The sequence below is a fragment of the Veillonella parvula genome (genome assembly GCF_040094895.1).
Taxonomy (GTDB): domain Bacteria; phylum Bacillota; class Negativicutes; order Veillonellales; family Veillonellaceae; genus Veillonella; species Veillonella parvula_L.
In genome coordinates, this window is record NZ_JBBNGV010000001.1 from 78,388 (window position 1) to 99,943 (window position 21,556).

Below are 21,556 nucleotides of genomic sequence, written 5' to 3' on the forward strand. Positions count from 1 at the left end.
AAGGAGCTACGATTTTCGTATCGTAGCTCCTTTTTCATATTTTTATATTTTATGTATTTCTCGCATTAAAAAGCCACAGGTCTAGAACCTGTGGCTTTTAGAACTATCATTATATATTGATTAGATTAGCGATCGCCATTGAAGATGGAGTTTTTAACAAGCACATAGTCTACTTTGCGGATGGCTTGTAGAGTCGTACCGCCAGCGTAAGAAATAGCGGATTGTAAATCTTGTTCCATTTCAGTTAATGTATCGAAGATAGAACCTTTGGAATCGATGAAGATTTTTTTACCTTCTACATTTTTGCGTTCCCCTTTTTGGAACTCAGAAGCGGAACCAAAGTATTCTTTTACAGCTTTGCCGTCAACAATCTTTTCTTCCCCTGGGGATTCCTCGTGACCTGCAAAGAGGGAGCCAATCATAACCATAGTAGCACCAAAGCGAATGGATTTTGCGATGTCGCCATGGTCACGAATACCGCCGTCAGCGATGATAGGTTTAGTAGCTGCTTTTGCGCACCAGCGAACAGCCGCTAATTGCCAGCCACCAGTACCAAAGCCAGTTTTCAATTTTGTGATACATACTTTACCAGGACCGATGCCTACTTTAGTCGCATCAGCACCAGCATTTTCTAGTTCACGAACTGCTTCTGGAGTGCCTACATTACCAGCGATAATGAAGGTTTCAGGTAAGTTCTTTTTTATGTATTGAATCATTTCGATGACCGCATTGGAATGACCATGTGCAATATCAATAGTGATATATTCTGGGGTTAAGTTTGCTTTCTTAAATTCATCAACTAAAGCAAATTCTTCAGCTTTTACGCCGATAGAAATAGAAGAATATAGGTTAAGGTCGTGCATGCGTTTTACAAAGTCCATACGACGTTCTGGTTGGAAACGATGCATGATATAGAAATACCCTTCACGAGCTAATTTTTCAGCCAACTCTTCGTCGATAATAGTTTGCATATTAGCAGGTACTACTGGCAAGCGGAATGTGCGTTTACCTAATTTTACATGTGTATCACATTCGCTACGACTGGAGACAATACATTTGTTAGGAATCAATTGCACGTCTTCATAATCAAAGATGTTAGTTGTATTAATCATAGTTTCTATATCTCCTTCGAGTATTACATATTGAACCTGTACCATTATACAAGAGACTCATAAAATTTTCAATACGTTCCGAATATTTTGTTTGGTATAAGGGATAAACTGTAGTACAATACAAGTAGATTGTATAAATAATATATTCATTTATAGATATATGGTAAAAGGAGGTTGATTAATGTGGAACAGTCTAAAACCCGTATGCTTGCTGAAGCTGGCGTAGCAATTGCCATTGCTCAAGTGTTGTCATTTATTACGATTTTTCATATGCCACAGGGGGGCTCTATTAAGGCGGCAGCTTTGGTACCACTCATGATTTACGCATATCGTTGGGGCGGAACACGAGGTATTTTCGCAGGTGTTGTATATGGTATATTACACTTTATTTTAGGCTTTAAATCATCTGTTCATTATTTAAGTATTATATTAGACTACCTGGTTGCTTACGGTGCTATTGGCGTTTGTGGTTATTTTAAAGATTCTCTTTCTGGACTTATCACTGGATCCATCGTAGGTATTGTATTGCGTTGGGGAGCATCTGTTACGAGTGGTGCTGTAGTCTTTGCTAGCTATGCTCCACAAGGGCAGAATCCTTGGGTTTATTCTATGATTTATAATGCATCCTATATGGTGCCAGATGGCCTTTTAAATATTGCAGTTTTACTATTCGTCTACCAAGGTGTCAAACGAGGTTTACAACGTCGTGGATAAATTAGGTTTAATTATTTTGGCTGGAGGACTCAGTACTAGAATGGGGCGACCTAAAGCTTTGTTGCCTTGGATTAATGGTGAAAGTCTTATATCTCATGCACTTCGTAAGGGATTAGATGCAGATGTTCAAGATATTCTTATCTCCATCGGTGATGACGAGCAATTAGGACTTGCTATCCAGACTCATATTATAGATACATTGTCGAACGATGAGAAAAATAAGGTTTCTATTGTTCGGGATTCTGTTGGGCGATGCGGACCTTTAGGAGGGCTGTATAGTACTCTAGCGGTTGGTACTAGTTCTGCTTATGCGGTAATGGCAGTAGATATGCCATTCATGGAAATGGATTTGTATTATGATTGGCTCTATCAAGTAGAGCATAATGATTGGAATGCCATTGTCCCATATAGTGAAAGTGGAAAATCTGAGCCGATGGCGGGTATTTATAGGCCATATATTGCGTCCTTAATTCAATCTATTCTTGTTGGCGAAAATGTATCCTTGCATCATGCTCTTGACGTCATTGGGCATATTGAGTCCATTGATGCGACTGACTATAGCTGGGAATTAAGTAATATTAATCGCTTTGAAGATTATCAATGGGCGCGAGCTTTGGCGGAAAATGAATTTCGCCGTGTACCTTTAATTAGTGTGGTCGCATCAAAACGTAAAACAGGTAAGACAACTGTTGTAATGCGTCTTGTGTGTGAGTTACAAAATATCGGTTTATCGGTTGGTGTAGTAAAAAGCGATAAGCATGGCTTTCAGATGGATCATGAAGGAACAGATACAGACCTTGTCTATAAAGCTGGAGCTGATGCGGTTGCAATTGCAGGGCCTACTGAAACAGCGATTCGCATACGTACGAAAGAACAATCCAACTTGTATGAAATATCACAGTTTATGCCTGTAGATATAGTTATACTAGAAACGAGATCCCAAGGGATTGCCCCAATTATAGAGGTTACTCAAGAGGGATATACGGAAGAGCTAATCTCGGATCCGATGGACCGAGTGGCGACGATAGAAATTGGCAAATTGGATCAAGACGTACCTGAATTGGTACGCCACATACAGGAAATGATGAGGAGTTTAAATGGCCGTCGTTACTGTTGAGAAGGCTCTCCAATTATGGGATGAAGCCTTACAAACGCAAGTTCATAAAGTTGAAACAATAGATGTTAAGGCTGCGAAGGGGTACGTGTTAGCAGAGGACATTATTGCACCGACAGACGTACCTGCATTCCCAAAATCTGCTATGGATGGTTATGCCATCGCCTACGAAGAAGGTCGTAATGAATATATCGTTGACGGTATTATTGGTGCTGGTGTTGTATGGGAACATCCCGTAGACGTTGGTCATGCGGTGCGTATTATGACTGGTGCACCGGTACCAGACACATGTGATACTGTCATCATGCAAGAACAAGTGGTTGGCACTGGTGAACCACAAACTACAATTACGATTCAAGGCAAATATCATTGTGGTGATCATATTATTCCACAAGGTGAGGAGTGTGTTGCCGGCACCATTGTAATCCCACGTGGTACAGAGGTAACATCTACAGTACAAACCATTTTGACGGGACTCGGTATTATTGAGATATCTGTTAATGCCATGCCTCGCGTGTTAGTTCTTACCTCTGGTCACGAGGTTATTGAACCTGGTGAAAGTTTAACACCTGGTAAAATTTATAACTCTAATCGAGCTATGATTTGTGGGCTCTTGGAGGATTTAGGGTTTCACAAGATAACACACTATCATGTAAGTGATGCTCCGGAGGAGCTAGATTCTGAAATCAATCATGTTTTGAAACTTAGTGAAGAAGCAGATATTATTATCAGTTCTGGTGGTGTATCGGTAGGCCTTTTTGATACGATGCCTCTTATTTATGAAAAACTAGGGGCAAAATCTATCTATGCCCGTATTCAAATGCGACCAGGTGCAGCATCATATGGTGCGGTTACCCGGAAAGGTCAAATTATCTTTGGTTTGTCCGGTAATCCAGGGGCTGCCTTTAATGGATGGCATTTAATCGTAGCGCCTACCTTGAAGCGTTATAAAGGGTTGGCTAATTGGACGACTCCAGTGGTGGCTTGCGTAATGGATACAGAAATCTTCAAACGTAATGTTTTTGATCGCTATGTACAAGGAAAAGTGGTGTTCGGCGGTGGTGTGCCACGGTTTGTGGCTAACCGTCATTTTAATAGTAGTAGCATGTTAGGGCTATATACTGTGAATGCGTTGGCATGTATTCCACGAGGAACTCATGAAGTACATCCTGGTGATACATTTAATGTGTATCTATTAGGCTTGCTGCCTGCAGTTTAGACCCTTTTGATTTTTAGACTCTTACTCTAAGGCATTAGATTTTTTAGAGTTATAGCGTTTTAGAGTTTTAGATACAAATATACTAGTTAAAAAACTATAATATTTATGGCTAACCATAATGTAAAAAAGACGAGGTTTCTTAGGAGGCCTCGTCTTTGCGTTTATTCAAAACATTTCGTTTATCAAAAAATAAGTTTAATTTTGTTACCAAAGATACTGAAATTAAATCTCAATTAAATTATAATAAAATTAAGGGAAGGATATTTTTAGTTATATCAATTGGTTTTGATAAAATTGTTTTAATCTACTTTTTATTTACTTTTACTATTATATAGCTATATAAGGAGTGATTTCTATGAGTAAGACTTTCACAAAAAATATCCCGGTAAACGAAATTTTGCATTTAGGTGAGCACCTAGAGTATAAAGAGGGGCAAGTGATTAGTATTACAATTGCTCAAAATGAGCGACTCAGCATTACACTATTTGCGCTGCCTAAGGGGGAAGAAATCTCTACGCATGTAACAGTAGGCGATGCGATTGTGCAAATCCTCGATGGAGAAGCGCATATCGTTGTTGGTGATATGGAGCATAATGTGAAGGCTGGTGAAACCTTAATTATGCCATCGGAAGTACCTCATAGCCTAGATGCAAGAGAAAGCTTTAAGATGCTGTTGACCGTAGTTAAATAAATATATCATAATAAATGCATCCCTTGGATTAGGAAGGGATGCATTTTTATATGCTTTGAAAAATGAAATCGTTAAGATGTGCCTCATAATTAGTTGTACTCGGGAGAATGCTAGATGGATTACTTTCATTATACCTATAAACACAATCATATAGATTTCAATAGTGATATATACAAGGTTAGTACATATCATTACAACTGGCACAGTGGCGTTGAAGTCTTGATCTTGTTAAAGGGCAGAATCGATATGAGTTGTAATAGTGAGGTTTTTACAATGGAACCTCTTGATACCATTATTATTTCCCCTCAAGTGGGTCATGCTACATTGGCGTTGGAAGAAGATACGACAGCTCTTGTTATTCATGTCGGAAAGGATTTCTTTCAGCAGTTTGATCCTAACTTTGGAATGTATCAATTTGTATTACGTTCTGATGAAAGTAATCGGTACAACTCTTTCTTTACCACATTGCGTCATCATGCGGCTATGATGATGTTATTGATGGTGAATGGTGAAAGTCCTACTAATCGATTAGATGTGGAGTATCATTATTTATCTTTAGTTAGCGATATATATAAAGAAATTAATAAGGTTAAATCTATTCATGTACATACAAAGCCTGTCGATATAACAGTAGCCACCTTCGATAAAATGATTGCTTATATAGATGAGAATTATCAGCAAAAAATTGAATTAGAAAATCTTGCAAAAATAGGTGGCTATAATGTGAACTATACATCACAATTTTTTAAACGCCAATTAGGTGTCTCCTTCCTTGAATATGTATTACGATTAAGATTGAGGGAGGCTACAGTTCGTTTAGTTAATTCTAATGATGCAGTTGCACATATTGCAAGTAGCTGTGGTTTTGCGGATATTAAAGCTTTTAATGTAGCTTTTAAAAAACATTTCCATACCACTCCATCTGAATATCGTAAGCAAGCAAACGAAATAGGACGTAAAACAAAATTACATGATTGGAAGGAAATTATATCAATACAAGAACAGGATATTATAGAGATACTACAATCTTGTTTACCATATCAAGATGATTCTACTAATAAGATTAGATTAGAAGTGGCTAATCAAAAGTTAAATGACGTTAGAGAACAACTTGAGATGGTTGTAAAAAAATTACAAGATTAACTGGTATTGTTATATACCATTGTAACTGATTATAGTTGCATATTTTTGAGATTAAATTTGAGCGGATATACAATCATTAGGTTTAGGTGATTTTGTATATTTGTTAATCCTATTAAAATATATGGTGAAAGAGCATTACGATCCGATGGTAGTGCTCTTTTTTTGTACAATCATATAGGTGAAATTGTATTTTTTAATGGGTTAAAAGAGAATAATTAAGGAAATTTTGTATGTGTTTAACAGACTTTTACCATTGAAAATGAACTTGTAAATTGGATAGTTGTATCCTAAAAAAAGAGTACAATGAAATCATCGAAAGGAGCTAAGGTTTCGAAACATAAATAATCACGTCTTAAATAATGAAGTCCATTTGGAGGTTTACGATGAGTACGAAGGAACAACAAGTACAAGAAATGACTAATAAGATAGCTAATTTCATTTCTTATATGGCAAAGGTATTGCCTGATGATGTACAAGAAAAAATTCATGAATTGGCACAGGATGAAAAAAATCCTATGGCCAAATCTATTTATGAAACAATGCAACATAATATGGATTTAGCAGCTCAGCTTAATCGTCCTTCTTGTCAAGATACAGGTGTCTTACAATTTTGGGTAAAGGTTGGATCTAATTATCCCTTAATAGGCGAATTAGAAGATATTCTAAGGGAAGCAACTTATAAGGCTACACAAGAGGCTCCATTACGATTGAACTGTGTAGAAACTTTTGATGAGTTTAATACTGGTAAAAATATTGGCCTCACTGCACCTTATATTCACTGGGATATCATTCCTGGTCGCGATGATGTAGAAATCTTCCCTTATATGGCTGGTGGCGGGTGTTCCTTGCCAGGGTCAGGTAAAACATTGATGCCAGGCGAAGGCTATGAAGGTGTTGCTAAGTTTGTTCTTGATTTGATGACAAGCTATGGATTGAATGCGTGTCCTCCACTATTGGTAGGTGTAGGGATTGCTACAACTATTGATACCGCTGCTGGATTATCTAAAAAAGCATTAATGCGCCCTGTATCTTCAAAAGCACCTAATGAAAAAGCGGCTTATATGGAACAATTGTTAGAAGATGGAATTAATAAGATTGGTATTGGACCTCAAGGTATGGGTGGGGATAAAACTGTACTAGGTGTGAATATTGAACATGGTACACGTCATCCATCTGTTATTTCTTGTGCTGTTAGTGTAGGTTGTTGGAATCATCGCCGCGGCGATCTCGTATTTGACAAGGATGGTAATTGCACAGTTAAATCTCATAAAGGAGTGACATTATAATGGCTAAGAAAATATTAACTACACCAATTCAAAAATCTGATTTAGAAGGCATTAAGCCAGGTGATGTGATTTATTTGACTGGGCATATTACAACTTGTCGTGATATGGGGCATCGTCGTGTGGTAGAAGAAGGTAAAACGTTACCGGTTGATGTTAAAGATGGGGCTATACTTCATGCAGGACCAATTATTCGCACTATAAGCGATAATGAATTTGAAGTTGTATCTGTAGGACCTACTACATCTATGAGGATGGAAAAATTCGAATATGAATTTGTTAAAAAGACAGGTGTACGTCTCATTGTAGGTAAAGGTGGCATGGGGCCTGAAACAGCACGTGCCTGCAAAGACTTTGGTGCACTACACTGTGTATTCCCTGCAGGTAATGCCGTACTTGCTGCTACAGAAGTCGAAAAAGTAGAATCTGCTAATTGGCGTGAATTAGGTATGTGTGAGACTTTGTGGACTTTTAAGGTTAAAGAATTTGGTCCGCTCATCGTATCTATTGATGCAGACGGCAATAACTACTTTGAAAATAAAAAAGTAGAATACAATGCGAAGAAAGAAGAAGTGTTAGAAGAGATTTATAAACACGTAAACTTCATTAAATAATCTCATTGTGAGCTTAACTTAATAGGGGGATTATACGGATTTTGTACAATCCTCCTTTTTTGTACCCTTTTTTAGGTATATTACACGTATTGGGAGGTATATATGGATACGAGTGTAATGATAACTCTTGGCTTCTTGATATTTGCCATCGTCATGTTTGCGTGGGAGAAAATCCCTTTGTCTATTACCGCTATGGTTGTAGCGGTAGGCCTACACTTAAGTGGGGTATTATCTGCTAAAGAAGCATTTGCAGGTTTTGTGGATCCAAACGTCTTACTATTTATGGGCATGTTTGTTATTGGTGAAGCTTTTTTTGCAACAGGTGTCGCAGTAGGTGTAGGTAATGTAGTTCATAAGTTTGCTAAAACTGAAACATCTTTGCTCGTTGCTGTTATGATGATTACAGGTATTTTATCTGGTTTCTTATCTAATACTGGTACAGCTGCTGTACTGATTCCTGTAATTATCGGTATTTGTAAAAAGAGTGGTTTTAAACAAACTAAGTTATTGATGCCTCTCGTATTTGCGGCAGCCATGGGTGGTAATATCTCACTTATCGGTGCTCCTGGTAACATGATTGCTCAAGCAGGATTACAACAAGCAGGCTTAGGTTCTTTTAATTTCTTTGATTATGGTTTAGTAGGCTTACCAATCCTTATCGTAGGTACTATATTCTATGCTACAATTGGTAAACGTTTCTTACCAGACGCTCCAAGTCATCAACCAGATGGTGCTTTTGAAGGTAATGATGATTATAGTCATGTGCCATCTTGGAAGAAATGGACTGCTGCGATTGTATTGATTCTGACAGTCGTTGCTATGATTTTTGAAAAACAATTAGGTGTAAAACTTTATGTAAGTGCTTGGATAGGTGCGCTTGTTTTAGTAGCTACTAATGTTATTAGCGAAACGGCAGCTGTTAAATCTATCGACATGAAAACAATTATGCTATTTGCTGGTTCTATGGCTCTCGGTGATGCAATGGTAAAAACTGGTACTGGTAGTGTAATTGCTGACATTATCGTTAATAGTCTTGGAGCAAGCCCATCTCCAATCGTTGTGTTAGTAGTAATTTTTGTGCTTGGTGTGTTTATGACAAACTTTATGTCTAATACAGCTACTTGTGCATTATTAGTTCCAATCGGTCTTAGCTTAGCATCTCAGCTTGGATTTGATCCTAAAGCAGTACTTGCAGCTATCGTAATTGCTAGCTCTTTGGCATATGCTACACCAATTGGCATGCCTGCTAATACTATGGTATACAATATAGCTGGTTATAGCTTCATGGATTATGTGAAAGCTGGGGTACCACTTATCGTTGTATCTAGTATCGTAGCACTTATTTTACTTCCAATCCTATTCCCATTCTAATAAGATAAGTATTTGGTATATATTGAAAGCCCTGATGTATATTTACGTCAGGGCCTTTTCTTGCTTACCTGCATATATTGTGCTTGTTTTGTTATATATTAGATAGATTACTAAATTTGTTAGACATAAGTATTAGACATTAGAGAAACTTTCACATATAATAGAGTAATGTAAGTGTACAAATATACATTCACAGTAGACATATATTACAAAACGTATACGTCTATCTAATAGTTATTATATAGGTTTATGTGGCCATAGTGCCGAGGAGGCTTTATGTTAAGCGATATTGAGATTGCCCAACAGAATAAAATGGAGAAGATTCAGGTTATTGCCGATAAATGTGGTTTAACACCTGATGATATTGAACAATATGGTCATTATAAAGCGAAAATTTCCTTTGATGCTATTCGCCGTTTAGAAGCTAAGCCAGATGGTAAATTGGTACTTGTTACGGCTATTACGCCAACACCGGCAGGGGAAGGTAAGTCTACAACGAGCATCGGCCTCGTACAAGGCTTACAAAAAATCGGTAAAAATGCTATCGCTACATTACGTGAGCCATCCTTAGGGCCTGTATTTGGTATTAAGGGTGGTGCGGCAGGTGGCGGTTATGCTCAAGTTGTGCCAATGGATGATATCAATCTTCACTTTACAGGTGATATGCATGCTATTACAGCGGCTAACAATTTGTTGTCGGCTATGATCGACAATCACATCCATCAAGGTAATGAATTACAAATCGATTTGCGTCAACTATCCTGGACTCGTGTTCTAGACATGAATGACCGTGCTCTTCGCAATGTGACAGTTGCACTCGGTGGTAAAGTATGTGGCTTCCCTCGGGAAGATCATTTTATGATTACTGTAGCTTCTGAAATCATGGCTATACTTTGCTTAGCTAAGGATTTAGAAGATTTGAAAGAACGTTTTGGTCGCATCGTTATCGGTTGTAACTTAGCAGGTGATCCTGTTTATGTTCATCAACTTGGTTGTCAAGGTGCGATGGCTCTCCTTATGAAAGATGCTATCAAGCCGAATCTTGTACAAACACTAGAACATACACCGGCCATCGTTCATGGTGGTCCATTCGCTAATATCGCTCATGGTTGTAACTCCATTGTAGCTACAAAACTAGGACTTAAGATTGGTGATATCGTAGTTACGGAAGCGGGCTTTGGCGCTGACTTGGGTGCTGAAAAATTCCTTGATATTAAATGCCGATACGGCGATATTTTCCCTGATGCAATCGTTATCGTAGCTACATTACGAGCTCTTAAAATGCATGGTGGTGTACCAAAACAAGAGTTGAATACAGAAAATGTTGAAGCCGTAACTAAAGGTTTCAGCAACTTACAAAAAGCAATTGAAAACATGCGTTATTTCAATGTGCCTGTATTAGTGGCAATCAATAAATTTGCTAGCGATACAGATGCAGAAATTGCTGAGTTGACTCGCCTATGTGATGAGTTTGGCGTGCCTGTAGAGCTTAATGAATGTTGGGAAAAGGGCGGCGAAGGCGGCACTGATATGGCGAAAAAAGTTGTAGAGTTACTTGAAGGCCCTAAGCCAACACCTAAATTCGTATATAAGTTAGAAGATAGTTTTGAGGACAAAGTTAATAAAATCGTTAAAACTATTTATGGTGGCGATGGTGTTATCTTTACGGACAAAGCCAAAAAGCAAATTAAACAATTAGCAGATTGGGGACTTGATCGTTTGCCTGTATGTATGGCGAAAACGCAATACTCCTTATCCGATAATCCAGCTCTTTTGGGCGCACCAACTGGCTTTACAATTACTGTATCCGATATTCGTGTTGCTAATGGGGCAGGCTTTATCGTATGTCGTACAGGTGACGTAATGGTCATGCCGGGCCTTCCTAAACGTCCTGCTGCTCTTAATATGGATATCGAAGCAGACGGCACAATTAAAGGCTTGTTTTAATAGAAAGTGTTTTTACATGAGGCTATGTTATGAAATTAGTAGAACAACGAGTAATAGATTTTGTGGCTGCTACTGCCTCTAAAGAGCCAACGCCAGGTGGTGGTGCTATTGCGGCATTGACTGCCGCAACGGGGGCGGCTTTAGCAGAAATGGTAGCAAACCTTACATTTGGTAAAAAAGGTTATGAAGCGGTTCAGACCGAAATGGAGGAGCTTCAAGCTAAAGCAGAAGCGATTCGCAAGCGCATGCTCGAATTATCTCAAGCTGATGCAGATGTATTTAATATCTTTATGAACGCCTTAGGATTGCCAAAGAATACAGATGAAGAGAAGGCTGCGCGTACAGCTGCTATTCAACAAGCATACAAAGATGCTGCTATGGTACCTTTTGAAATTGGAGAATTAGCGAATCAAATATTTGATTTAGCAGAATTAGCCTCTCGTAAGGGGAATCAAAATCTTATTACAGATGGTATTATTGCGGCTATTAATGCGCGTGCTGCGGTGAAATCGGCTTTTTTGAATGTGCGTATTAATTTATCTGGTATTAAAGATGAAAGTTTTGTAGCAGAACTAACATCTAAGATGTATGCCATTGAAAAAGATCTTGATGTTAAAGAGTCGTCTATCATAGGGTTATATGAATAATAAGAGATTATAATATAAATCGAATAATATAACCGAGCAAACTATAAAAGTTCGGGAAATAATATAAAGAGAGCCTATTAATACGTATAAAATAATAGACTCTCTTTTTTCTATTGTTATAATCCGAACGATAGTGTAAAATAAATGGGTGATATTTCGAGGTTTTATGTAGGAGACATTATGACAGATCAGAACCAAATAAATACAGTCGATAGTATGTTGCCCATACCACAGCTCTTTGCCTTTGGTTTACAGCATGTACTTGCCATGTATGCTGGAGCTGTCGCGGTACCGATTATCGTGGCACAGGCGATGAATTTACCTGTGGAGGACTTGATTCGTCTTATTACAGCAGACTTGTTTACTTGTGGCATTGCGACCTTAATTCAAACATTAGGCTTCGGTAATATAGGTGGGCGTATCCCTATGATCCAAGGTGTTACCTTTGCATCTGTCGGACCTATGACTATGATTGGGGCACAGCATGGTATGACTGCCATTTACGGCGCCATTATTGTAGCAGGTTTATTTACCTTTCTAGTAGCTCCATTCTTTAGTCGTCTAATTCGACTGTTCCCCCCTGTTGTAACGGGAACCATAATTACTCTTATTGGGATTAACTTAATGCCAGTTGCCATTAATTGGATGGGGGGCGGCGTAGGAAATCCAGAATTTGGAAGCTATACAAACATAGGACTTGGGTTTCTTACGTTCTTAATTGTTGTATTTGTATACAAGTTTGCTAAAGGTTTCTTAAGTAATCTTTCTGTATTAATCGGTTTGATCGCAGGCACAGCAATTGCCTTTGCAATGGGCGTTGCTAATTTTGATGAAGTTGGTCGATCTCAATGGGTTGCTTTCATTGAACCATTCTATTTTGGTTTGCCAACCTTTGACTGGGCTTCTGTACTATCTATGATTATCGTCATGCTCGTTGTCATGGTAGAGACTACAGGTGATAGTATTGCTATTGGTGAAATTGTGGATAAGCCAATAGGTCGAAAAGAATTGGCTTCTGTTATTCGTGCCGATGGTATTTCTACTTTAATAGGGGGAATTCTTAATAGTTTCCCATATACAGCCTTTGCTCAAAATGTAGGACTTATTGCGGTTACAGGTGTTAAAAGTCGCTTTGTAGTAGCTGCATCTGGAGTAATCTTAATTTTGTTAGGTTTATTTCCTAAACTAGCTGCTATAGTTGCTAGTATTCCAAATGCAGTGCTTGGTGGTGCTGGTATTGCTATGTTTGGTATGATTGTTGCCAGTGGTATCCGCGCTCTTGGCAAGGTTAGTTTTGATGGTAATCATAACTTGATGCTTGTGGCGATTAGTATTGGAGTGGCTATGATCCCTATTGCGGCGCCGAACTTTTATGCTAATTTCCCTGATTGGGCACAAATTATATTAAAATCTGGCATTACCTTTGGTAGTATTATGGCAATCTTGCTTAATTTATTACTAAATGGTGTTAATAAAGGTGACGAAATTAAAGAAATGGGTCGCCGATAATAATAACTAGATGAGAACTCTACCTCTTTCGGTAGAGTTTTTTTAGTGAATAAAATCACAGGAAAAACATTAGAATATTATGCTATAATATATAGATAATTGTAGAACTATTTTGTGATGCTTTCATAAAATAGAAATATTAATTTGTATTTACAATTAAGTGTTTATAAAAGTTATGTATATGGAATGTTCCCATAAGAAGGGAAGGGCTACGTGGCAGACGGAAAAATTATTGCTATCTCCATAAGTGAGAGAAAAGGGCAAAAAAAACATAATATTGAATCCGCCAATCTCATTGTTGATCATGGGATGGAGGGAGATGCTCATGCAGGAAATTGGCATCGCCAAATCAGCTTGCTTGGTATTGCGAGTATTGATCACATGAGGGCACAAGGTGCAGATGTCAAACCTGGTGATTTCGCTGAAAACATTACAGTAGAAGGCATGGTTCTTTATGAATTAGCTGTAGGGACTCACTTACAAGTAGGTGATGATGTGATTCTTGAAATTACTCAAATTGGCAAGGAATGTCATCAAGGTTGTGAAATTATGAAACAAGTTGGTTCCTGTATTATGCCTACACAAGGTATCTTTGGTAAGGTTCTTAAAACTGGTATGATTCATGTAGGTGATGAAGTATCTATTATTAAATAATTTCGTATTAGTAAATGAGGTGTGTTATGAAAGACGCATGGGGTCGTACAATTGAATATGTACGTCTGTCGTTGACAGATGCGTGTAATTTTTGTTGTCCCTACTGCCGACCTGCAGAAATTACTCCTCAAAGTCAAACACAACTATTATCTGTTGATGAATGGATGAATATATTAGGGGCCTTCCATCATATTGGTGTGAAGGCAGTACGCCTCACAGGCGGTGAGCCTTTGCTCTATCCACATATCGAAGAGTTACTAGGTCGTATTAAAGAAACAGGTTGGTTTGAAGATATTTCTATGACTACCAATGGTAGTTTATTAGCCTCACGAGCGCAACGGTTAAAAAAACTTGGCTTGAATCGTGTGAATATTAGTTTGGACTCTCTTGAAACTGAAGCTTTTGCCACCTGTGTTGGTAAAGCGGGACAGTTGGAGTCCGTCCTCGACGGTATACGTAGTGCTATTAATGCTAACTTTAAATCCGTTAAGATTAATACGGTTTTATCTCGTTATTGGTCCGATGATGAAGTTAAATCTTTATTACAATATGTTGAAAAATGGCCTGTTGTTTGGCGATTTATTGAATACATGCCGTTCCAAGGTGATGCCTTTCATGGGCCTACCTTTGATGAATGGAAGGAACAACTAGAACGCGTTAGTGGCGGATCTCTCACAGAGGTTCATTCTGTTTATGGCTTTGGTCCTGCTACATATTTGGCACTACCTAGTGGTAAGGCTGTAGGCTTTATATTCTCTATGTCTCATAGCTATTGTGACACTTGCAATCGTGTACGTCTTACATCTGACGGTCAAATGCGATTGTGCTTGTTGCGAGATGATGAGGCTGATCTCGTATCACTCGTACGCAAAGGTGTATCTATAAAGGACTTAGCTAATCATATTGAACGTGCTTTGCAACGAAAACAAGAACGACATGATGGTATAGGTATGGATCAACCTGAGCGTCCAATGTGGCGAATCGGAGGGTAGTATGGGATTTTTTGATTTTTTAAAGCCTAGATCAAAGGAGAATGTTGAATCATGCTGGCCTGGAGGCAAGATGCTTCAAGTCCATATAGAATACAATACACAAGAAACCGTATTTACTTATTTTGGTCGTTATGGGTTACAGTTTAGCGTTCCTAAGTCTAATTTGACGAATGTTATTGTAAAAGAAGTAAGTCGCACTCATAGTGTGCTTCAACTATATAGTGGTGAAAACTGCGTAGGGACTAGTGATCTACTCCCTACTGAGGCCTGTAATATTATGAAGGATTGGGTATTACAATATTAATAATATGAATGTTGATATTTTATAGGAGTGTAATAAATTTTCTTTACATTCCTATAAAATAAGCATATAATTATTCATGTCATGGACCACTAGCTCAGCTGGCAGAGCACCTGACTCTTAATCAGGGTGTCCAGGGTTCGAACCCCTGGTGGTCCACCAGAGTAAAGAACTCACATTTTGTGTGAGTTCTTTTTTTGTGTAAATATTTTTCTTTTAGCTTTTTACATATCTTTTTAGCCTTTATATAGTTATTTACATGGTTAAAATACGTTGTGGTTTAATCCTATTTTTCTCAAACGAGTAGTCATTGATTTAATTAAGTTTATAAACTTTGATATTAATTGAATATAGTATTGATACAATATAATATATTTTATAGACAGTAAAACTATAATAGCTTATGATGGTTTTATAATAGTTTTCTCACTAGGAGGTACCAAATGGCAGTAGATGTTTCTAGAACACAAGATGTGTATAAAGATGCTGGCCAAAGTGTCAACTTCACCACTTTGTTATTAAACCGTAAAGATCATGAGGCAGAGCTTGAAGTGATTCAAGATATGGCAGATCGTATTCAAGCCATTAAACGTTCTGTTAGTATTCGCGCTAATGGGGAAGGTTTGGGCATTGCCTTTGGCTTTAGCCGTAAGGCATGGGATTATTTGTTCCCTAATGCACCGGTACCAAAAGAGTTAGAAGACTTCGAAGGCATAAAAGGTGATAAACAAGATGTACCCGCTGTAGCAGCTGACTTATTTTTGCATGTCCGCTCTAATGATGAATCTGTTACGTATACTGTAGTAGATCAAATTATGGAGTTCTTACGCCCTATTACATCTGTTGTAGATGAAACCCATGGCTTCCACTACGAACAAGGTCGTGCGATTATTGATTTCGTTGATGGTACGGAAAACCCTGTTGGCCAAGAGGCTGTAGAGTGGGGCGTTATTGGAGATGAAGATCCTGAATTTACTAATGGCTCTTATGCATTTGCTCAAAAATATGAACATGATCTTGATGCATGGCGTGCACTTCCTACAGAAATGCAAGAGAAATTCATTGGCCGCCGCAAATTTAGTGATATCGAATTAGAGGATGACGAAAAAGACCCGGCAGCTCACAATGTAGTGGCTCAAGACAATCGTGATGATGAAGAACATAAGATCGTTCGTATGAATGTTCCATTTGCTCAACCTGGTCAAGGTGTTCGAGGCACATACTTTATAGGTTATGCTCGTTACTGGGATGTGACCAAAACAATGCTTACCAATATGTTTACACAAAACGATAAATTGCTTGATTATTCTAAGCCTATTACGGGCATGCTATTTTTCATTCCGTCTCTTGATACATTGGATGCTATTGCAGAAGGTGAACTATAATCGATTTCTAATTGATGGTGGAGACTAAACATTTATCTAATTAGCTAGTAATGTTTAGTTCTATCTACAAGATTAAAATTTATTATATAATTCTATAGAAAGCGCCCCAAGTGGGCGCTTTTATGCTATAATAAATCTATTAAACTCGTAAAAATCCATTGTAGTTATAAATGAGGTATTCTATGAATTATACTAGCACCCGCGGTACCGTTGCGGTAAATGAAACATATGCATTGTTGCACGGATTGGCAGAGGATGGTGGCCTATATGTACCATCTTTATTCCCTACAAATTGCTTAACTTACAATGATGTGAAAGATAAAAACTACCAAGAAGTAGCAGCCGTTGTTTTAGCAAAGTTGTTTCCATGCTTTTCTGAAGCTCATTTAAATGAAATGATTAATTCTGCTTACTGCGATGCTAATTTCAGCACCCGTGATATTGCACCATTACACTCTTTATTGGAAAAGGTTTCCGTATTGGAATTATTCCATGGCCGCACACAAGCTTTCAAAGATATGGCGTTGTCCTTATTCCCATATTTGTTAGTGGCAGCTAAAGAGGCGGAAGGTGAGAAAAAAGAAGTTCTTATCTTAACGGCTACTTCTGGTGATACTGGTAAAGCAGCTCTTGAAGGCTTCAAGGATGTACCTGGCACTCATATTCAGGTATTTTACCCAACTGATGGCGTTAGTCCTATGCAAGCGGAACAAATGCAAAAACAAGAAGGGGAGAATGTTAATGTTACGGCTATTCATGGCAATTTTGACGATGCTCAACAATTCTTGAAACGCCTCTTTGTTGATAAAGCGACTGCAGAAGAGGTTGCTGAAAAAGGGGTTATGTTCTCCAGTGCGAACTCTATCAATATTGGTCGTTTAGCTCCACAAGTAGTTTACTATGTAAATGCCTATGCTGAACTGGTTGCACAAGGTGCAATCCATGAAGACGAAGCTTTCAACGTTGTAGTTCCAACTGGTAACTTCGGTAATATCTTGGCTGCTTACTATGCTAAAAAAATGGGGATTCCTATCGGCAAATTGATTTGTGCATCTAATCAAAATAACGTACTTACTGACTTCTTTGAAAACGGTACCTACGATATGAACCGCCCATTCTATACGACGATTTCTCCATCCATGGATATTCTTGAATCCTCTAACTTTGAACGATTCTTATATTATATTTCTGGTGAAGATAGCGAACGTACAGCAGAATGGATGAAAGATCTTAAAGCAACAGGCAAATTAACTGTTAATGAAGAAGAGTTCAAACGTATTAAGACTGATTTTGCTGGTGCCTATGTGGATGATGAAGAAACGAAAGCAATCATTGAACAAGTATACAATTCTTACGGTTATGTAATGGATCCTCACACGGCGGTTGCTATGGGGGCCTATATGAAGGAGTTGGAGAAGCATCCTGAAGATGGCGCTCGTCATACAGTGATTGCATCTACAGCACATCCATTTAAATTCCCTACACCAATCTGTGAGGCATTGGATATCAAGGTAGGCGAGACTCCTTATGAAAGCTTAGAGAATATCTCTACTGTAACGGGTGTTGCCTTCCCTAAACAATTGGAAGCCTTACAATCCAAACCATTGCGCTTTACAAAAGCAATCGACAAAGAGAATATGAAACAAGAAATCTTAGATTTTGTAGATACATTCTCTAAATAATACTATGCCGCCTTTCATTAGAAGGGCGGCATATCTATATGTTTCTTATTGAGTAATCATTTTTTATTGATTAACCAATTAAATTCATTTTCTCATTAAATTAACATTCATCATATGATATGGAATTTTGTTAGTATGTATTGATGTATTCATTATTTATAGAAATATGGGTTTATAATTATATAGAGAAATATAATTATAGGAGGGGCTATGGCTAAAAAGGGCCTTATATATGCATTGTTATCCGCACTTTTATTTAGTACGATGAATGTATTTGTAAAACTGTTAGGGACAAATATTCCACCTGGGGAGATCGCTTTTGCCCGTGGGTTCTTTGGGACTGTTGCGGTGCTCATTATTATGTATGTGAAGGGCATCCGTTTTTCAAAAGAGGATCGGGGGCTCCTCGTCATGCGTGGCTTATACGGCGGTTTTGGTATGGTATGTAATTTCATAGCATTGGTACACATAAAATTATCTGATGCAACAATTCTATTTCAGACGACAGGAATATTTGTTTTTATCTTTAGTGCTCTGTTTCTGAAGGAATCGATACCTAAAGGGGCTGGCAAATGGCTTGGAGTCATTTTGATTGCTGTCTTAGTAATGGTAAATCCTTTTAGTTATGAATCATTTTCTTGGTATGCATTGGTAGCAATTTTAGGTGCTGCTTTAGCTGCGGCGGCCTATACGACGATACGAACTATTAGTAAACGCGGAAAACATAGTAATTTTGAAATCATGGCCTATTTCATGATTACTGGCATGATTGCGGGCCTCGTCACTACTGATAAGCTCGTTATGCCTCAAGGTACAGATTGGCTCATTATCTTCGCTATCGGTGGTATTAGTGTAGTGGCTCAGTTTTTCTTGACTGGCGCCTTTGTTACGACCAATGCTGTAGTGGCTCAATTCTTGCAATACGTTGGCGTATTTATTAGTTCCTTCTATGGGTTCTTGATCTTTGGTGAAAGCTTATCCATAGCAACAGTAGGAGCTGGTATTGCTATGTTTATATCCTCTGTCATGTTGGCGCGTCTTAAAGAACAGAGTGGTCCATTAAGAGAGGGCAAGGTTATAGAGGATAAAATTAAATAAATGTCGAATATATACAGTATCAGACTGTATATGACAGTGGGGGTGCTGATTACATTCGTGATTGGCACCTTTTTACATAAAAGATAAAATACAGGGGTATTAGTTAGTGATTTATTGTAATGAAATATACTAGAGCTTTTTCATTTTGAAAGTAGCTACAGACGGAGGAGCTATGTATATAAAATGGATGCATATTGAAAACTATAGGAACTTAGCCGATGTAACGCTAAGCTTTCACAATGATATTAATTACTTTGTCGGTGAAAATGCGGTAGGTAAGTCTAATTTTTTAGATCTCTTAGAAATTATCATGGAGTGCCATGGTTTTATTGAAAGTGATTTTACGGATGTAAATAAGCCTATTCGCATTGATTTTGAAATATCTCTAGGTGAGTTAAATTATAAAAGCATGTATACTGCTGATGAGGGACCTACCTACCGTTTACGACTTGAACAAGTTGTACAAGAGGTATATCCACGATTATACAGAGTCACTGATGCAGGGATTGAGCCTATGCCGTTGTCTATGATTCGTCATGCTTTATATGTGTGTCATCGCGATACCTCAGAGCAGGAACTGTTTTCTATACCGTCCTCTATATATGTAGAATTAGGACAGCTATTACAAGCTTATGTGTCTCGATTAGAAATGCCTACTGATGATTTTCAGCGTGAAATTGTTAGTTTACGTAAGGATTTAGATCCTTACTGTATGCTCAATATTCAACATCTTGTAGAGGTATTGTCTACATCCTCCGCTATGGAACGTAAGTATTCTGCTGATAATGTACGATTGATTATGGCTGTGGCTCTCAAGATTTTGGCTCAAATTTATATGAAAGTGAGTAGTGCAACTACAAATTTAGAATCTTTACTTGTATATGATGCAAAGGGATACAAGTTTTTACCAATCTTTATAAGTGTGGATGAGCCTGAGCTACATTTAAGTCCGTATTTGCAACGGGCTGTGCTCAATTATTACCGTCAAATTGCAACTAATGAAAATGAAGAGTTTTTAGCATTGCTGCGAGATATTTTTAAAATAGATGGATTGTTAGGACAGCTCTTTGTGGTTACTCACAGTACGGATGCGCTAGTTGACGATTATCGTCATATTATTCGGCTTTATCGGGATGAAAATAATATGGTCTGTGCAGCGTGTGGAGTTACTTTCAATTTTCCTAAAGAGGTAGAGAAACACTTGATTATGCATTTTCCTGAGGCAAAAGAGGCTCTATACGCTCGGTGTATTATCATCGTAGAAGGGGAGACTGAGTACGGTAGCTTTACAGGCTTTGGTAAAAAATTAGGCGTGGACTTTGACTATTTTGGAATCTGTCTTATCAACGCTCGGGGCGAGTCCTCTATCAGTAAATTGCAAAAATTGTTTAATAGATTCTCTATTCCTACAGTAGCTCTCTATGATCGCGATGTAGAGGGAAAATATGCAAAAGCACATAGCAATATATTCTATACGGAGGAAATTTGTTTTGAAATGGATTTTGTATCGTATCTACTTGCGATGCACAAGCGTTCCATAATGGATGCCATCATCAAGGACATTATTGATGACGCTCGTCCAATGGTAACAAAGGATATGGCGCGGCGTGGTTATGCTAAATTAGGTATTACTAAAAGCCAAATTGTACAACGATGTTTACCAAATATTTCGGATCGTAAGTTGGATGATTTACATATCTATTACTTCTCTTGGTTTTATGCTAATAAAGGAGTAATTGTAGGGCGACGTATTAGTCAATTTTTAGATGCTTCCATGATACCACCTGCATTTATTGCAGTAATAGAGCGTGCTAAACTTCTTTCGCTAGGCTTAGGTTAATGGAGTAATACATTACTACTTCTAATTAATAGAGTCTGACCAAAGTTTTGTTAGACTCTATTTTTTCGAAGGTAACATAGCGTTTTAGAGTGTAGGCATAGGAAATATGGTGTAAAAAATACGCATAATAAGCGATTTATTACTATAATAGATAGAATTATAAAAAACTATATTAACTAAATTTTAAAAACTACATCGAAATTTCTTGACATCTTTTTATCTTTATTTTATGATTAGTAC

General features: G+C 37.9%; 19 protein-coding genes and 1 tRNA gene. 19 read left to right on the plus strand and 1 reads right to left on the minus strand.

Annotated elements, in window-relative coordinates:
• Positions 1-125: 125 nt before the first annotated feature.
• Positions 126-1,112 carry a GMP reductase gene (locus tag AAAT26_RS00350; RefSeq protein ID WP_004696596.1) on the minus strand — a complete coding sequence of 329 codons (987 nt, stop codon included), beginning with the start codon at positions 1,110-1,112 and terminating at the stop codon, positions 126-128.
• A gap of 183 nt (positions 1,113-1,295) precedes the next feature.
• Between AAAT26_RS00350 and thiT the strand changes: the two genes are divergently transcribed.
• The 19 genes from thiT to AAAT26_RS00445 all read left to right on the plus strand — a co-directional run bounded on the left by thiT (position 1,296) and on the right by AAAT26_RS00445 (position 21,316).
• Positions 1,296-1,826 carry an energy-coupled thiamine transporter ThiT gene (thiT, locus tag AAAT26_RS00355; protein WP_004696592.1) on the plus strand — a complete coding sequence of 177 codons (531 nt, stop codon included), beginning with the start codon at positions 1,296-1,298 and terminating at the stop codon, positions 1,824-1,826.
• Complete coding sequence (mobB, locus tag AAAT26_RS00360; RefSeq protein WP_004696590.1) at positions 1,819-2,943, plus strand: molybdopterin-guanine dinucleotide biosynthesis protein B; 1,125 nt, start codon at positions 1,819-1,821, stop codon at positions 2,941-2,943. The genes thiT and mobB overlap by 8 nt, the downstream gene beginning before the upstream one ends.
• Positions 2,924-4,159 (plus strand): molybdopterin molybdotransferase MoeA, encoded by a 1,236-nt coding sequence (locus AAAT26_RS00365; protein WP_004696589.1) that lies wholly within the window; start codon positions 2,924-2,926, stop codon positions 4,157-4,159. The genes mobB and AAAT26_RS00365 overlap by 20 nt, the downstream gene beginning before the upstream one ends.
• 355 nt (positions 4,160-4,514) lie before the next feature.
• The gene (locus AAAT26_RS00370; protein WP_004696587.1) at positions 4,515-4,850 is read left to right on the plus strand and encodes a cupin domain-containing protein; all 336 of its coding nucleotides are present in this window, start codon (positions 4,515-4,517) and stop codon (positions 4,848-4,850) included.
• Positions 4,851-4,964: 114 nt separating this feature from the next.
• Entirely contained in the window at positions 4,965-5,993 is a 1,029-nt protein-coding gene (locus AAAT26_RS00375) for an AraC family transcriptional regulator (RefSeq protein WP_004696586.1), read from the plus strand.
• 383 nt (positions 5,994-6,376) lie between these two features.
• Positions 6,377-7,279 carry a L(+)-tartrate dehydratase subunit alpha gene (ttdA, locus tag AAAT26_RS00380; RefSeq protein WP_004696583.1) on the plus strand — a complete coding sequence of 301 codons (903 nt, stop codon included), beginning with the start codon at positions 6,377-6,379 and terminating at the stop codon, positions 7,277-7,279.
• Positions 7,279-7,890, plus strand: coding sequence for a L(+)-tartrate dehydratase subunit beta (gene ttdB, locus AAAT26_RS00385; RefSeq protein ID WP_004696581.1), 612 nt, complete (start codon positions 7,279-7,281; stop codon positions 7,888-7,890). The genes ttdA and ttdB overlap by 1 nt, the downstream gene beginning before the upstream one ends.
• 102 nt (positions 7,891-7,992) lie before the next feature.
• Positions 7,993-9,261 (plus strand): SLC13 family permease, encoded by a 1,269-nt coding sequence (locus AAAT26_RS00390; RefSeq protein ID WP_004696579.1) that lies wholly within the window; start codon positions 7,993-7,995, stop codon positions 9,259-9,261.
• A gap of 276 nt (positions 9,262-9,537) precedes the next feature.
• Positions 9,538-11,208 carry a formate--tetrahydrofolate ligase gene (locus tag AAAT26_RS00395; RefSeq protein WP_021148392.1) on the plus strand — a complete coding sequence of 557 codons (1,671 nt, stop codon included), beginning with the start codon at positions 9,538-9,540 and terminating at the stop codon, positions 11,206-11,208.
• Between the two features lie 29 nt (positions 11,209-11,237).
• Positions 11,238-11,855, plus strand: a complete 618-nt coding sequence (locus tag AAAT26_RS00400; RefSeq protein WP_004698544.1) for a cyclodeaminase/cyclohydrolase family protein — start codon at positions 11,238-11,240, stop codon at positions 11,853-11,855.
• 180 nt (positions 11,856-12,035) lie between these two features.
• Positions 12,036-13,364 (plus strand): nucleobase:cation symporter-2 family protein, encoded by a 1,329-nt coding sequence (locus AAAT26_RS00405; RefSeq protein ID WP_038125499.1) that lies wholly within the window; start codon positions 12,036-12,038, stop codon positions 13,362-13,364.
• A gap of 213 nt (positions 13,365-13,577) precedes the next feature.
• Entirely contained in the window at positions 13,578-14,018 is a 441-nt protein-coding gene (locus AAAT26_RS00410; RefSeq protein ID WP_004698555.1) for an MOSC domain-containing protein, read from the plus strand.
• Between the two features lie 26 nt (positions 14,019-14,044).
• Positions 14,045-15,010 carry a GTP 3',8-cyclase MoaA gene (gene moaA, locus AAAT26_RS00415; protein ID WP_215675472.1) on the plus strand — a complete coding sequence of 322 codons (966 nt, stop codon included), beginning with the start codon at positions 14,045-14,047 and terminating at the stop codon, positions 15,008-15,010.
• Between the two features lies 1 nt (position 15,011).
• Complete coding sequence (locus AAAT26_RS00420; protein ID WP_008714343.1) at positions 15,012-15,314, plus strand: hypothetical protein; 303 nt, start codon at positions 15,012-15,014, stop codon at positions 15,312-15,314.
• An 83-nt stretch (positions 15,315-15,397) separates the two neighbouring features.
• Positions 15,398-15,473, plus strand: a tRNA-Lys gene (locus AAAT26_RS00425).
• A gap of 281 nt (positions 15,474-15,754) precedes the next feature.
• Positions 15,755-16,696: a Dyp-type peroxidase gene (locus tag AAAT26_RS00430; RefSeq protein ID WP_008714341.1), complete on the plus strand. Its 942-nt coding sequence runs from the start codon at positions 15,755-15,757 to the stop codon at positions 16,694-16,696.
• 182 nt (positions 16,697-16,878) lie between these two features.
• On the plus strand, positions 16,879-18,378 hold the full coding sequence (gene thrC, locus AAAT26_RS00435; protein ID WP_008714340.1) for a threonine synthase: 1,500 nt from the start codon (positions 16,879-16,881) through the stop codon (positions 18,376-18,378).
• A gap of 210 nt (positions 18,379-18,588) precedes the next feature.
• The gene (locus AAAT26_RS00440; protein WP_008601469.1) at positions 18,589-19,476 is read left to right on the plus strand and encodes a DMT family transporter; all 888 of its coding nucleotides are present in this window, start codon (positions 18,589-18,591) and stop codon (positions 19,474-19,476) included.
• Between the two features lie 172 nt (positions 19,477-19,648).
• Positions 19,649-21,316, plus strand: a complete 1,668-nt coding sequence (locus AAAT26_RS00445) for an ATP-dependent nuclease (protein ID WP_039965060.1) — start codon at positions 19,649-19,651, stop codon at positions 21,314-21,316.
• Positions 21,317-21,556: the final 240 nt, after the last annotated feature.

What these genes read in the sequence shown, in the direction of transcription:
- AAAT26_RS00390 (WP_004696579.1), top strand. Translation starts at nt 7,993, where the DNA reads ATGGATACGAGTGTAATGATAACTCTTGGCTTCTTGATATTTGCCATC.
- AAAT26_RS00365 (WP_004696589.1), top strand. Translation starts at nt 2,924, where the DNA reads ATGGCCGTCGTTACTGTTGAGAAGGCTCTCCAATTATGGGATGAAGCC.
- AAAT26_RS00445 (WP_039965060.1), top strand. Translation starts at nt 19,649, where the DNA reads ATGTATATAAAATGGATGCATATTGAAAACTATAGGAACTTAGCCGAT.
- AAAT26_RS00395 (WP_021148392.1), top strand. Translation starts at nt 9,538, where the DNA reads ATGTTAAGCGATATTGAGATTGCCCAACAGAATAAAATGGAGAAGATT.
- AAAT26_RS00400 (WP_004698544.1), top strand. Translation starts at nt 11,238, where the DNA reads ATGAAATTAGTAGAACAACGAGTAATAGATTTTGTGGCTGCTACTGCC.
- AAAT26_RS00350 (WP_004696596.1), bottom strand. Translation starts at nt 1,112, where the DNA reads ATGATTAATACAACTAACATCTTTGATTATGAAGACGTGCAATTGATT.
- AAAT26_RS00430 (WP_008714341.1), top strand. Translation starts at nt 15,755, where the DNA reads ATGGCAGTAGATGTTTCTAGAACACAAGATGTGTATAAAGATGCTGGC.
- AAAT26_RS00405 (WP_038125499.1), top strand. Translation starts at nt 12,036, where the DNA reads ATGACAGATCAGAACCAAATAAATACAGTCGATAGTATGTTGCCCATA.
- AAAT26_RS00375 (WP_004696586.1), top strand. Translation starts at nt 4,965, where the DNA reads ATGGATTACTTTCATTATACCTATAAACACAATCATATAGATTTCAAT.
- AAAT26_RS00440 (WP_008601469.1), top strand. Translation starts at nt 18,589, where the DNA reads ATGGCTAAAAAGGGCCTTATATATGCATTGTTATCCGCACTTTTATTT.
- ttdA (WP_004696583.1), top strand. Translation starts at nt 6,377, where the DNA reads ATGAGTACGAAGGAACAACAAGTACAAGAAATGACTAATAAGATAGCT.
- ttdB (WP_004696581.1), top strand. Translation starts at nt 7,279, where the DNA reads ATGGCTAAGAAAATATTAACTACACCAATTCAAAAATCTGATTTAGAA.
- moaA (WP_215675472.1), top strand. Translation starts at nt 14,045, where the DNA reads ATGAAAGACGCATGGGGTCGTACAATTGAATATGTACGTCTGTCGTTG.
- AAAT26_RS00370 (WP_004696587.1), top strand. Translation starts at nt 4,515, where the DNA reads ATGAGTAAGACTTTCACAAAAAATATCCCGGTAAACGAAATTTTGCAT.
- AAAT26_RS00420 (WP_008714343.1), top strand. Translation starts at nt 15,012, where the DNA reads ATGGGATTTTTTGATTTTTTAAAGCCTAGATCAAAGGAGAATGTTGAA.
- thrC (WP_008714340.1), top strand. Translation starts at nt 16,879, where the DNA reads ATGAATTATACTAGCACCCGCGGTACCGTTGCGGTAAATGAAACATAT.